Source organism: Desulfurobacteriaceae bacterium (assembly GCA_039832905.1).
In the GTDB taxonomy this organism is placed as follows: domain Bacteria; phylum Aquificota; class Aquificia; order Desulfurobacteriales; family Desulfurobacteriaceae; genus Desulfurobacterium.
This window is the reverse complement of record JBDOLX010000080.1, coordinates 1-13,176: the sequence shown is the minus strand read 5'-3', so window position 1 is coordinate 13,176 and position 13,176 is coordinate 1. Positions and strand designations below refer to the sequence as shown.

15 protein-coding genes are annotated in these 13,176 nt (G+C 36.9%); 10 read left to right on the top strand and 5 right to left on the bottom strand.

Annotated elements, in window-relative coordinates; all coding sequences use genetic code 11:
• Positions 1–105 precede the first annotated feature (105 nt).
• Together ABGX27_05875 and ABGX27_05870 are read right to left on the bottom strand one after the other, a co-directional pair.
• Entirely contained in the window at positions 106–894 is a 789-nt protein-coding gene (locus ABGX27_05875) for an inositol monophosphatase family protein (protein MEO2069024.1), read from the bottom strand.
• 12 nt (positions 895–906) lie between these two features.
• Complete coding sequence (locus ABGX27_05870; protein ID MEO2069023.1) at positions 907–1,143, bottom strand: hypothetical protein; 237 nt, start codon at positions 1,141–1,143, stop codon at positions 907–909.
• Between the two features lie 98 nt (positions 1,144–1,241).
• Here ABGX27_05870 and ABGX27_05865 point away from each other — a divergent pair, with 98 nt between their 5' ends.
• The 4 genes from ABGX27_05865 (at position 1,242) to pstS (ending at position 5,180) form a co-directional block, all read left to right on the top strand.
• Positions 1,242–1,901, top strand: coding sequence for a response regulator transcription factor (locus ABGX27_05865; protein MEO2069022.1), 660 nt, complete (start codon positions 1,242–1,244; stop codon positions 1,899–1,901).
• Complete coding sequence (locus ABGX27_05860) at positions 1,894–2,796, top strand: HAMP domain-containing sensor histidine kinase (protein MEO2069021.1); 903 nt, start codon at positions 1,894–1,896, stop codon at positions 2,794–2,796. The genes ABGX27_05865 and ABGX27_05860 overlap by 8 nt, the downstream gene beginning before the upstream one ends.
• Before the next feature lie 66 nt (positions 2,797–2,862).
• Entirely contained in the window at positions 2,863–3,885 is a 1,023-nt protein-coding gene (locus ABGX27_05855) for a hypothetical protein (GenBank protein MEO2069020.1), read from the top strand.
• 221 nt (positions 3,886–4,106) lie between these two features.
• The gene (gene pstS, locus ABGX27_05850; GenBank protein MEO2069019.1) at positions 4,107–5,180 is read left to right on the top strand and encodes a phosphate ABC transporter substrate-binding protein PstS; all 1,074 of its coding nucleotides are present in this window, start codon (positions 4,107–4,109) and stop codon (positions 5,178–5,180) included.
• Between the two features lie 35 nt (positions 5,181–5,215).
• On the opposite strand, the gene purH is transcribed toward pstS, so the two are convergent.
• Complete coding sequence (gene purH, locus ABGX27_05845) at positions 5,216–6,811, bottom strand: bifunctional phosphoribosylaminoimidazolecarboxamide formyltransferase/IMP cyclohydrolase (protein MEO2069018.1); 1,596 nt, start codon at positions 6,809–6,811, stop codon at positions 5,216–5,218.
• 84 nt (positions 6,812–6,895) lie between these two features.
• Between purH and alr the strand changes: the two genes are divergently transcribed.
• From alr to ABGX27_05830, 3 genes are read left to right on the top strand one after another with little or no spacing between them, the layout of a single operon-like run.
• Positions 6,896–7,954, top strand: coding sequence for an alanine racemase (gene alr, locus ABGX27_05840; GenBank protein MEO2069017.1), 1,059 nt, complete (start codon positions 6,896–6,898; stop codon positions 7,952–7,954).
• Positions 7,941–8,750: a 50S ribosomal protein L11 methyltransferase gene (locus ABGX27_05835; GenBank protein MEO2069016.1), complete on the top strand. Its 810-nt coding sequence runs from the start codon at positions 7,941–7,943 to the stop codon at positions 8,748–8,750. The genes alr and ABGX27_05835 overlap by 14 nt, the downstream gene beginning before the upstream one ends.
• The gene (locus ABGX27_05830) at positions 8,723–9,559 is read left to right on the top strand and encodes a PHP domain-containing protein (GenBank protein ID MEO2069015.1); all 837 of its coding nucleotides are present in this window, start codon (positions 8,723–8,725) and stop codon (positions 9,557–9,559) included. Before ABGX27_05835 ends, ABGX27_05830 begins: the two co-directional genes overlap by 28 nt.
• On the opposite strand, the gene ABGX27_05825 is transcribed toward ABGX27_05830, so the two are convergent.
• The gene (locus ABGX27_05825; GenBank protein ID MEO2069014.1) at positions 9,552–10,301 is read right to left on the bottom strand and encodes a tRNA1(Val) (adenine(37)-N6)-methyltransferase; all 750 of its coding nucleotides are present in this window, start codon (positions 10,299–10,301) and stop codon (positions 9,552–9,554) included. The two genes, ABGX27_05830 and ABGX27_05825, sit on opposite strands and share 8 nt — an antisense overlap.
• 8 nt (positions 10,302–10,309) lie before the next feature.
• The gene (locus ABGX27_05820; GenBank protein ID MEO2069013.1) at positions 10,310–10,618 is read right to left on the bottom strand and encodes a hypothetical protein; all 309 of its coding nucleotides are present in this window, start codon (positions 10,616–10,618) and stop codon (positions 10,310–10,312) included.
• Between the two features lie 115 nt (positions 10,619–10,733).
• Between ABGX27_05820 and obgE the strand changes: the two genes are divergently transcribed.
• The 3 genes from obgE to ABGX27_05805 all read left to right on the top strand — a co-directional run.
• Positions 10,734–11,750 (top strand): GTPase ObgE, encoded by a 1,017-nt coding sequence (gene obgE, locus ABGX27_05815; GenBank protein ID MEO2069012.1) that lies wholly within the window; start codon positions 10,734–10,736, stop codon positions 11,748–11,750.
• A complete protein-coding gene (gene proB, locus ABGX27_05810) occupies positions 11,740–12,804 on the top strand; it encodes a glutamate 5-kinase (protein MEO2069011.1) in 1,065 nt (354 codons plus the stop codon). Before obgE ends, proB begins: the two co-directional genes overlap by 11 nt.
• 51 nt (positions 12,805–12,855) lie before the next feature.
• Positions 12,856–13,176 (top strand): PCRF domain-containing protein (locus tag ABGX27_05805; protein MEO2069010.1); only part of this gene is annotated, 321 nt, incomplete at its 3' end.

Here is a 13,176-nt window from a genome sequence, read left to right as displayed (position 1 = left end):
AAAAAATGGGGGGGCCCCCCCCCCCCCCCAGGGTGACCCTAGGACGCTGAAAAAATTCCCAACATTTTTTTTCATCAAAAGCCATTTCTAACCTCCTACAAACATTTAATTGTTATCTCCTAAGTGTCTGTTAACTATCTCAAAAAGCTTACTGTAAGTATTTTGTGATGCTCCTATAATATTTCCACTCTTTAAATACTCTTTTTTTCCATTAAAATCGCTCACCTTTCCACCAGCTTCCTCAATTAAAAGCACTCCAGCAGCTATATCCCAAGGATGGAGAGACATTTCCCAGAAACCATCAAAAACTCCCTTAGCAGTATAAGCAAGATCTAAAGCAGCAGAACCACAACGTCTTACACCGGAAACTTTTAAAAAAACTTCCTTAAAACACTTTAGATATCTATCAAGTAGATCCTTTCCCCTAAAAGGAAAACCTGTTGCAACAAGGGCATCTTCAAACGATCTTCCGCTTACAGATAACCTTTTATCACCTATAAAGGCTCCACTTCCTTTTTCAGCTATAAAAACTTCACCAAGAGCTGGAGCGTTTATTACCGCTACCACCAGTTCTCCTTTATACTCAACACCTATTGAGACGCAAAATACAGGTAGCCCGTGAATAAAATTCTTTGTCCCATCAAGGGGATCTATGTACCATTTCCACTCGTTTCCCTCATAAAGCCCTGTTTCCTCTGCAACTATAGAGTGTTGAGGGAACTTCTCCTTTATAGTCTTAATAATAATCATTTCTGATTTTTTGTCAGCTTCAGTAACATAGTCATTTTTTGACTTTAGTTCTATTTCTTCTGTTTTAAGTTTTGTGTAGTAGTCCATTAAAACCTTTGCAGCTTTTTCCGAAGCTTCCAAAGCCGTTTTTAGGACATCCTTCATAACTTGCTCCTTTTAAGTTTCTTGTAGTGGCTGATAGCTAACAAAGATCACATTACCGTTTTCTAAGAGGTATTCTATTCTAAAAGTGTCATGAAGGGAAATATAGTTAATTCTATTTTCTCTTATCATTCCTTGGATTAAACCAATTGCTTCGTCCCACATTTCAAGGAGTGGAAATTCAAGTCTTAAGTCTACACCTTCCTCTTTAAATGCCTTTTCTATGGCCTTAACTATGTCTTCTGAAAGCATTTTTTCCTCGTTAAAAAGTGTTAGTATTTTAACTGTCTTAACAGTTTTTTAATACTTTAAAGCTAATTTGAAAAACCAACTCTTACAAGGAGTGTTTTATGCCGCGAATAGCAGTTGTGGAAGATGACCTTTCCATTGGAAGCCTTCTAAAAAGAGTTCTTTCAAAAGAGGGTTTTGACATTAAAGTATACAGCACTGGCGAAGCTTTTCTAAATGAACTTTTTGAGTATGGAAAAGAGTTTGACTTGGTTATTATTGATGTGATGCTTCCGGGAATAAATGGAATTGAAGCCTGCCGTTTCTTGAGGGAAAGGGGCAATGAATTGCCGGTTTTAATGTTAACAGCCTTAAGCGGTGAAGACGACAAAGTTTTAGGACTTGATAGTGGAGCTGATGATTACCTTACAAAACCTTTTGGGATAAGGGAACTTTTGGCAAGAGTAAGGGCTCTTTTAAGAAGAAGAAGAAACGTTTCCTTTTCTTTATCTTTAAATGAAGAGATTGTCTTTAAAGGAGACCATGTGGAAGTAAGAGGAGAAAAGATAGAACTTACAAAGAAAGAAATAAAACTTTTGAGGGTTCTTTTTGAAAATAAGGGAATGCCTGTTTCAAAGGAAACTTTAATAATGAAAGTTTGGGAAAATAAAGATGTTTCAAGAAGAACGGTGGACGTTCATATAAAACACTTAAGGGATAAACTTGGAGAGTTTGGAAATAGAATAAAAACTGTTTGGGGAGTTGGATATAAGTTTGAATGAAATCTTGTTAAAAATTCAAGAAAGAACAGGAAATATTCTGTTTGCAGACCAGAAAGGGACTCTTATAGGAAAGTATGAAAAGTTATGGGACATATATCCTTTTCCTGAAACAATAAGGGCTTTTGAAGAAGCAAAAAAAAGAGGAAATTCCTTTTTTGAGGCAGAGGTTAGAGGAAAGTTTTTAAGAATAAAGATTTTTAGAATTGAAAGGAACCTCTACCTTGTCCAAGTGGAAGATGTAAGTTGTGAGAAAACTTTGGAGAAGAAGAAAAAGGAAATAGTTTCTACTATCTCCCATGAGATAAAAACCCCTTTAACGGTAATTAAGGGAAATGCAGAGTATCTTCTCTATTATGGAAACGTTGAAGAAAAAGAGATAGTAGAGGAAATATTGGAAAGGGTTTCTAAAGCGCTGTCTATTCTTTCAGGACTTAACAAACTTATCTCTACTGAAAAAAGATTTAGGGAACATAATCTAAGGGAATTGATACTTTCTTCTATAAAGGGTTTAAGAGAGGTAGCCCAGAAGAAAGGGTTAAACCTAACGTTAAAACTTGAAGATATTGTTGTTCCTTGTGAAAGAGTTCTTGTAGAGCAGATGGTTAGAAACTTGGTTGACAATGCAATAAAGTTTACAAATAAGGGTTATGTAAACATTTCTTTGAAGAAAGTTGAAAAAGAGGCTATTTTAGAAGTAGAGGATACAGGGAGGGGAATAGAAGAAGAACTTAAACCTTTGATTTTCGAGAAATATGTTAAGGCTGTAGATTCTTCTGGTCAGGGAATAGGTCTTTCTGTAGTTAAGGAAATCGTTAACTATCACGGTTGGAAAATAGAGTTTAAATCTGAAAAACAAAAAGGAACAAAGTTCCTTATAAGAATTCCACTTTCTTAACACTTTTTTAACACTTTTCTCTCTAAACTTCTCACAAGCAAAATGAAATGCTTAAAGGAGGGCAAAATGAAAAAACTCTTAACATTAGCTACAGCAGTTGCTATGTTGGGAATTATTTCAGGTGTAAATGCAGCAGAAGAAACTCCTGTTTTTTCCAAAGTTGAAAAAATAAAGATAGGTGGGAAAGCATACATTCACTACGATGCGAGTCTTTTAAAGAAGGATAACTACAGCAGTGCTTTTAAAATTACAAGAAACTACCTTGAAGTTCGTGGATACTTTAACGATAAAGATTACTTTAGGACAACCTTAGATGTTAAGCAAGATACAGATGTGGATAAAGGTTCATACGTTGTAAGGCTTAAATATGCTTACCTTTACCTTCATGATGTTCTTCCTTATACAGGCGTTGAGCTTGGTATGGCTCACAGACCTTGGATCGACTGGGAAGAACACCACGGTTGGCTTCACAGGGACATTGAAAAGACTTTTGTAGAAAGTAGTGGGGGAGCTCATCTTCTCAACTCTGCAGACCTTGGAGCAAACTTTAAAGGAAAGAACGGTATAGCCTCTTGGGAAATTGGCATTTTCAACGGAGAAGGTTACCACGAAGTAGAAAATAGTGATCACTTTGGAAAGTCCATTGAAGCAAGACTTTCTTTATCTCCCGTAAAAGGATTTACGATCTCGGGACATACAGTTCACTCTTTTGATCACAAAGATAAAAACTATGATGAACATATTTACCAAATCCACGCTGTTTACAATACACCTCTTTTCTTAGTTGCTGGTCAGTATATCCTTGAGAAGCAAACTAATGGAAGTGATAAGACAGGAAAAGGATATTCTGTAAACTGCGATCTTAAACTCAAAGAGATTGCAAGTATTAATGGTGGTGTTCTTGCAAGATACGACCACTGGGATCCAGACGATAGCACATCAAACGATGAAAGAGACCAATTCATTTACGGTGTGTTCTATCACTTAAACAAGCGTGTTAAACTGTCCCTTGTTCATGAAAGAATTATTGATAAAACAGATGAAGAAACTGCAAGCACTCTAATGGCTGTTGCAAGGATTAAGTGGTAGTAAATAGTGCTTTTCTTGGCGGACCTCCCCGTTCCGCCCCCTCTTTGAATTTTTTATTCCTTTTGCAACGGTAATATTGATGCTTGCTATTTGTAGAATCGCATCCATAAAGTTCTCTCCCGGAAATCCTTTCAAGTTAAGGTTAAGGGAAGAAAAACTAAGAAAAGAAATGGTTATTAAGGTTTAAAATTAAGATAACACGAAATAATAGGAGGGTTATTATGATTGGAAAGAAAGAAAAAAAGTTTTTAGCACTTGCATTGCCAGTGGCTTTGGCTCTTGTGGGATGTGGAGGAAAAGACGATAAAGAAGCTTCTAAAGCTGATAAAACAGCTGAAACTAAGAAGATTACTATCAATGGGGCTGGAGCTACATTCCCTTATCCTGTTTATGTTAACTGGGCGAAAGATTACGAAAAAGCAACAGGTGTAAAAGTTAACTATCAAGGTATTGGTTCTGGTGGTGGAATTAAGCAGGTAAGCGAAAGGATTGTTGACTTTGGTGGAACGGACAAAATGCTTTCTCCAAAAGAACTCAGTAAGAGAAACCTTTATCAGTTTCCAGCAGTTATCGGTTCAATTGTTGTTGTTTACAATCTCCCCGGTGTTGGAGATGGAGAGGTAAGACTCTCAAACAAAACTGCTTGCGATATCTTTATGGGAAAGGTAAAGTACTGGGATGACAAAGAAATCAAGGCAGATAATCCAAACTTAAAATTACCACACCAAAGAATCACAGTTGTTCACAGATCTGAAGGTTCAGGAACAACTTGGAACTTTACATACTGGCTAAGCGAAGTTTGTCCTGAGTGGAAAGAGAAAGTTGGTTATGGAAAAGTTGTTAATTGGCCAACAGGTATTGGAGCTAAAGGAAACGCTGGAGTTACAAACTACGTAAAGCAAACACCAGGAGCTATTGGATACGTTGAATACGCTTACAAAACACAAAACAAACTTAAAGCTGCACAGCTTCAAACAAAAGAAGGAAACTTTGTTGAGCCTACAGAAGAAGCATTTAAAGCTGCTGCATCTTACGCTAAATGGACAAAAGGCGAGCACTTTTACTTAAAAGGAAACCTTCTTCTTCAGCCGGGAGAAAAAAGCTGGCCTTTAACAGCTGCTACAATGATTCTCCTTCCAAAAGAGAAGAAAGAAAAGAATAAGCTTGTAATTGACTTCTTTGACTGGGCATTCAAGAATGGAGATGCTACTACTACAAAACTTGGATATGTTCCACTTCCAGAAAACGTAAAAGAGGAAATCAGAAACTACTGGAAAGAAACTGTTTTGAAGTAGTTAAAAATAGGGGGCAAAAGCCCCCTTAATTTTTCTTAGTGTCTAAAGTGTCTAATCCCTGTAAACACCATTGCCATTCCGTATTCATCGGCAGCTTCTATTACCTCTTGGTCTCTAATAGAACCTCCCGGTTGAATAATAGCACTTACTCCTACTTTAGCCGCTTCGTCCACGCTGTCTCTAAATGGGAAGAAAGCTTCGGAAGCAAGAACACAATCTTCTGTGTCAAGTCCCATAAGCTTAGCTTTTTCAGCAGCACAGCGGGCAGAATCTACCCTTGATGTTTGTCCTACACCAATACCAATTGCCACACCGTCTTTCGCGTAAACGACGCTGTTGGATTTTACCCACTTAACAACTTTAAATGCAAAGATTAAATCTTTCCATTCTCTTTCAGTTGGTTCTCTCTTTGTAACCACTTTTACTTTTTCTGGATCAAGTGTGATTAGATCTCTATCCTGAACGAGAAGACCTCCAACAACTTTTCTAAGGTCAAATGGAGAATCAACTCCTTTTCCTTCTAAGCCACTTAATCCTTCTGTTGTCATTACTCTGAGGTTTTTCTTTGTCTTTAAAATTTCTAAAGCTTCTTCATCGTAATCTGGAGCTATTATGCACTCATAAAATCTTTGAGTAATTAGCTCAGCTACCTCTTTATCTACCTTTGTATTAAAAGCAATAATTCCACCAAAAGCTGAAACAGGGTCGACCTTTAAAGCTTTTTCGTAAGCCTCAAGAGGAGTCTTACCAAGGGCTACACCACAAGGGTTTGAGTGTTTAATAATTGCACAAGCAATACCGTCCTCTTCTTCGTCAAATTCAAGAACAAGGTTTAATGCTCCATCAAGGTCGTAAATGTTGTTAAATGAGAGCTCTTTTTCCCCGTGTAACTTCTTAGCTTTTGCAACGCAAGGTTCTTTTATGAAGATTTCTTTGTAGAATGCTCCTCTTTGGTGAGGGTTTTCTCCATATCTAAGATCTTGTACTTTTTCAAAGGTAATTGTTAGAGGATTTCTTAGCTCTTTTACAGTTAAAGGATTTCCTTCTTCATCAATTGAGAAAAGATAGTCTGATATTAGAGCATCATAGTGAGCTGTAAGGTTGAAGGCTTTTCTTGCAAGATAGAAGCGAGTTTTTAAGGATATTTCTCCGGTTTCTTTAAGCTCTTTTATAACAAGTTCATAGTCCTTTGGGTCAACCACAATTGCAACGTACTTATAATTTTTGGCAGCGGCTCTAACCATTGTGGGACCGCCAATGTCTATGTTTTCTATTATTTCATCAAGGTTTGCTCCTTTTTCCACTGTTTCTCTGAATGGATAAAGGTTTACGACAACAATGTCTATTCTTTCTATTCCAAGCTCTTTCATAGCTTTTATATGTTCAGGATTATCCCTTTTTGCCAAAATTCCACTGTGAACTTTCGGATGAAGAGTTTTTACTCTTCCCTCCATTATTTCAGGAAAGCCTGTAAGGTCTGAAATTTCTCTGACAAGGACACCGTTTTCTTTTAAAAGTCTTGCTGTTCCACCGGTAGAAACGATTTCAACTCCAAGATTCTGAAGTTCCTTAGCAAACTCAACAATTCCCGTCTTATCGGAAACGGAGATAATCGCCCTTGTCGGTTTCACCGCTTTCCTCCTTAATAGTTTTGCTGCTGAATGATAACAAAGAAGCTGTTAAAATTGGGGAAAACTTTTGACAAAGAGAAGAGAATGCTTAGATGGGCTGAAGTATATTTGGGAAGGCTTCTTCATAACTTTGATGAAGTGAAGAAACTTTCAGGAAGAAAAAAAATTTTTGCAGTTGTTAAGGCAAATGCTTACGGACACGGAAGTAGGGAAATTTCTAAGTTTTTAGAAAGAAATACGGACGTTGCTGGCTTTTCAGTAGCTACTTTTGAGGAAGGATGGGAACTAAGGGAAGCAGGAATAAAGAGAGAAATACTTGTTATGGCGTCAAACCTCCAAGAAGGTTATAAAGAAGCAATAGAGCTAAATCTAACTCCGGTGATATTTGACTTTGAGGACTTGAAACTTGTAAAGGAGCTGAAGATTCCTTTCCACGTGAAAGTAGATACTGGAATGGGAAGACTCGGATTTTTGGAAAGAGATTGGGATAAACTTCTTTTGGAATTAAAAGACTCTAAACTAGCAGGAATTATGAGCCACTTTTGTTGTGCTGATGAAGATGATGAGTTCACAAAAAAACAACTTAAAAAGTTCTTTCTTTTTGCTAAAGAGATAAGAAAGATAAAGAAAAACTTAAAAGTTCATATAGACAACAGTGCTGCGATTGCTAAAAAATTTGATTCACTTTTAACTCACGTGCGAGTAGGGCTTGCACTTTACGGCTTGGAACCCTTTAAAGGTTATCCTGCAAACCTTAAACAGATAATGGAAGTAAAAGCAAAGGTAATAAGTGTAAAGGAACTTCCTCCAAGCTTTCCAGTTTCCTACTCTAAAACTTACATAACAAGGAATAATGAAAGGATTGCTGTTATTAGTTTTGGATATGCTGATGGTTTTTTACGGGCACTATCAAACAAAGGAGAGGTTTTGATAAACGGTTTCCGTTTCCCGATAAGAGGAAGAATCTGTATGGACATGACTGTTGTTTCTGTAGATGGAAAAGTTAAAAAGGGAGATATTGCAACCATAAGCGGAGAAGGATTAACTTTTAGCGAACTTGCTGAAAAAGCAGGGACTATTCCTTACGAAATAATGTGTGATATAAGCCAAAGAGTGAAGAGGATATATCATGAAAAAATATAGCGTTTACGAGTTTAAAGTTCCGAAGGAAAAGTTTGAAGCTGTTGAGGAGCTCCTTTTCTCTTTAGACTGTATGGGAACGGAAATACTTTCTGAAAATGGAGAAATTCATTTTAAAGCTTACTTTGAAAAAGATAAAGAGTTTCCAGCCGACTTAAATCTTTTTGTTGTAGGAAAAACTTCCTTAGAGGAAAAAAACTGGCTTGAAGAGTGGAAAAAATACTTTAAACCTACTAGAGTTAGCGAAAAAATTTGGGTAGTACCTTCTTGGCAAAAAGAAAGTTTCCAAGTTCCAGAAAGTTCTATTCCGATATACATTTACCCAGGGCAAACTTTTGGAACGGGAACCCACGAGACAACAAAACTTGTTATGAGATTTATGGAAAAAGCTGTAAAAGGGAAAGAATCCATCTTGGACGTTGGTTGTGGAAGTGGAATCTTATCCATTTTAGCAAAGAAGTTAGGTGTTAAAACGGTTGTAGGTTGCGATATTCAGAAAGAGTCGTTAGACGAGGTTGCTTTTAACAGTAAACTTAACGGTGTTGACGGAATAAAAGTGGTAATCGGTAGTATTGATGATGTAGAAGGTTCTTTTGATGTCGTTGTTGCAAATATAGAAAAGCATCTTCTAGAACCTTTAATTCCGAAAATCTCTGAGAAAGCAAAAGATTTGGTTATCTTGAGTGGAATTTTGAAAAAGCAAAGGGAAGAGTTTTTGAAAACTTTAGAAAGAAATAACCTCAAAGTTTTCCTTGAAGCAGGAGAAGGAGAATGGATAGCCTTTTGCTGCAAAAAGTAGATCTCCACTCCCATTCTACAAAGTCTGATGGAACTTTACCTCCAAAAGAGGTGGTTAAAGAAGCGAAAGAAAAGGGAATAAAAATCTTTTCCTTGACCGACCATGATACAGTAGCCGGAGTAAAGGAAGCTATAGAAGAAGGGAAAAGACTGGATATTAAAGTTATTCCCGGTATAGAAGTAACTGCCGATACCTCCTTTTTAGGAAGTGGTAAGAGAGAGTTCCACATACTTGGATATTACATAGATGTTGATTCTAAACCTATAAAAGAACTTACCGAGTTTTTCCAAAATTCCCGAAAAAAAAGGAATGAAGAGCTCTTGGGAAGGCTCGAGGAACTTGGCTTTAAGATAAGTTATGATGAAATGGTGGAAAACTTTGGAACAAACTTTGGAAAGCCAAACATTGCAAAAACTCTAATAGATAGAGGTTACTTTAAAGAGAGAGAAGAGGTTTTGGATTTTCTTTCTTCTTTAAAAGTTAAAAGAGAGAAACTTGACTATAGGGAAATAACGAGATTAATAAGTGAAGCTGGCGGTTTTTCGATAATTGCTCATCCAATTACCTTAGGGATTTCTTACAAGGATCTATACTCTTTTTTAAAAATAGCAAGAGAAGAAAAAATTTTAGGGCTTGAGATTTTCCACTATAAGCATAAACCAAAAGATGTTCTGGCTTTTAAAGAAATTTGCGAAAGTTTACAACTTTTCTTTACGGCCGGTTCTGACTTTCACGGGGACAATAAACCTTGTGTGGATATTGGTTTCCTAAATGTTTGTCTAAAAGATATAAATTTCCCCGTTAATTAAGGAAACTTTGGTACTTTTCTTCTACCTCTTTTGTGTAAATTTTCTTCTTGGCATCTTTATAGACCACAAGCGGTGGTTCTACTGTAATTCCTTTCCCTGCTCCTTTTCGCCCTTCAAGCAAAAAGAGATTGGCAGGTTTTTCTGGTTCTGGTTGAATAAACCTTAGTCTTTTAGGTTCTATCTTCTTTTCTCTAAGTAAAAAGATGGCATCAGTAAACCTTTGGACAGGAAGCAGAATGTAAAGTTTTCCCCTGTTCTTTAGAAGATAGGAGGCTGCACTGATAAAGTCCTCAAGTTTTGCTTTTATCTCCTGCCTTGCAATAGCCCTATGTTCATTACCAGCCACATTCCCTTTTCCAACTTCTATAAATGGAGGATTTGTTATAACTACATCAAATTGTGAAGACTTTAACTTTCTTTTTACTTCCTTAACGTTAAGATGTAGAGCAGAAAATCTATCTTCTACTTGGTTTAATTTTGCATTCTCAATGGAAATTTTTACGTTTTCCTCTAAAACATCTATTCCTAACGCTGTAATTTTGGGAAACTTTTTTAGAAGTAAGATAGGAATGACTCCGCAACCTGTTCCAAGGTCTACTATTTTTTCATTTCCTTTCAAGTCAACAAAATCGGTTAGTAAAAAGGTATCGGTTCCAAATCTAAATCCGTCTTTTCGTTGGATGAAAAGGGTTTTCTCATTTAAGAAGGATGAAACGTCGTAGAGCTCTTTTTGAAATAGCACTCTTGCCTCTATTTAAGTGATGATTTAACAGATAGGATGTATCTTTTTAGTTGTTCCATCCACCTTAAAAACTCGTTTGTATCATCAAAGTAAACGTTAGCCACGTCCTCAATGACGTGTTCAAAGTCACTAGGTCTATTTTTTAAAAACTCTTCAAGTTCATTTAGAACTTTTTCTGCATCATCAAAAGATTTAATTTCCTTTCTCACAATGTCCCACTCGGATCTTCCCTCTTCCATTCCAAAAGCAATGGAAGATAGTAGATTGTATAATGCTGGAAACTTTTCTTCAAAAACTTTTTCTTTTTCAAAGTCCATCTAAAACGTCCTCCATCCTATTCTTCTTTTCTTCTTTTAAAATCGGAACTTTTCTTGAATTTTCAAGACGTTTCCATAATTTTTTCTTTGGGTTAAAAGTATAGTGGGGGAAGCTATGGCTGAGTTTATAGATAGAGCGAAAATTTTCGTTAAAGGTGGTGATGGTGGAAACGGCTGCGTAGCGTTTAGACGGGAAAAGTTCGTTCCAAAGGGAGGACCAGCAGGAGGAGATGGAGGAAAAGGAGGAGATGTTGTTTTAGTAGCAGATAGAAACGTTCATACCCTTTTGGACTTTAAGTATAAGCGTCAGTATAAAGCCGAAAGGGGAAGACACGGCGAGGGAAACAAGAGAACGGGAAGAAGTGGAGAAGATTTGATAATAAAAGTCCCTGTTGGAACGGTTGTGAAAGATGCAGAAACTGGTGAAATCTTGGGAGATTTAACAGAGCACGGTCAAAGGCTTGTTGTTGCTAAGGGAGGAAGAGGAGGTAGAGGAAACGCTGCTTTTGCCACTCCTACAAGAAAGGCACCCGATTTTGCAGAACCGGGAGAACCGGGAGAAGAAAGGTGGATTGAACTTGAACTGAAACTTTTAGCAGACGTTGGACTGGTTGGTTTCCCGAATGCTGGAAAGTCAACTTTCCTTTCTAGGATTTCTGCAGCAAGACCCGAAATTGCAGATTACCCTTTTACAACTTTAAGACCGATTTTGGGAGTTACAAAAGTAGGTGATTTTTCTTTCGTTGTTGCAGATATCCCGGGGCTTATAGAAGGAGCTCACGCAGGAAAAGGTTTAGGACATGAATTCTTAAGGCATGTTGAAAGAACAAGGTTGCTTTTACACCTTATAGATTTAACAGATCTAACAAGAGATCCAAGAGACGCTTTTGAAAAGATAAATAAAGAGCTTGAGCTTTACTCCAAGGATCTTTTGAAAAAACCCCAAATAGTGGTTGGAACGAAAATTGATGCCTTATCCGATAGGAGTAAGATAGATGAACTAAAGGAATACTTTGTGAAAAAAGGTTATCCTTTCTTTGCCGTTTCTGCCGTTAGTGGTGAAGGTATGGATGAACTTATGTGGTTCGTTGCAAAGAAACTAAAAGAGTTGGAAGTGGAGGATGTTAAGTAAAGTAAAAAGAGTTGTAGTAAAAGTTGGTTCTCAACTTTTATCGAGTAAAGACGGGATAGATAGAGAGTTTATAGGAGAACTTGCCCGCCAAATTTCGGTGCTTTTAAAAAATGGTAGAGAAGTTGTTCTGGTAAGTTCAGGAGCAGTTCTTGCCGGAATAAAGGCTCTAAAGCTAAATAGGAAACCGTTTTCTTTACAGGAAAAACAAGCTTTGTCTGCAATTGGCCAACCTTACCTTATGGCTGAATATAGAGGGGCCTTTAGAAATTTTGGAATAGAGATTGCTCAAGTTTTACTAACGGCAGAGGATTTAAGATCAAAAGAAAGGTTCATAAACGCCAAAAATACTCTAAACGCTCTTATAAAGTTAAAAACTCTTCCCATAGTAAATGAGAACGATACCGTTTCGGTAGAAGAGATAAAGATTGGGGATAACGATAATCTTTCCGCTCACGTTTCAGTCCTTTTTGAGGCTGACCTTTTAATAATGTTAACCGTTACCAATGGTCTTTTTGATAAAGACCCTAATAAATACCCCGACGCCAAACAGATCAGTGTAGTTGAAAATGTGGAAGAGTTGAAAAGGATCTGTGATTTCTCTGGGAAAAGCAGCTTTGGCACAGGTGGAATGTGGACAAAGGTGGAAGCTGCTGCAAAAGCGTGTAAAAAAGGAATTCCTGTCGTAATAGCTGGCGGTAGGGAAGATAATGTAATCTTGAGAGTTCTTGAAGGTGAGAGAGTTGGCACTTTATTCTTACCAACTAAGAAACTTAAGGCAAAAACTTATAGGATTCTTTATCTCATGCCTCCTAAGGGAAAGTTGTATATAGATGAAGGAGCTGCGAAAGCTATAGTTGAAAATGGAAAGAGTCTTCTTCCAAAGGGTGTGAAAAAAATAGAAGGAGATTTTAAAAAGGGGGATACTGTAGAGGTTTTAGATCTATCTGGAAACACATTAGCAAAAGGTATTGTTCGTTGTGATAGTAAGGATTTAAAACAGTTTAAAAAAGCCTGTATCCATAGAGATGACCTTGTAATCTTGAAAGAAAATTAAATTTTCCTATCCTTACAATTTGAATTTTAAACCCCTATTTTGGAGAGGTTTATGGAAAAGGCAATTATTGAAAGGCTTGAGAAAATAGCTCAGAAATTTAGGGAAATAGAAGAAAGCCTTGGAAAACCAGAAGTAATTGCTGATCAGAAAAAGTTTCAAGCTTTAGCAAGGGAACATAAAGAACTTCAGCCAGTATATGAAACATACATGGAGTATAAGAAAGTTAAGAAAGGTATAGAGGAAGCCTTAGAGATAATTGAGTCTGGAGATGATGAACTTGTAGAGCTTGCAAAAGAGGAAAAGAAGGAACTTGAGGAAAGGTTAGAAAGCCTTGAAGAAGAACTTAAAAAGCTGTTAATTCCTAAAGATCCA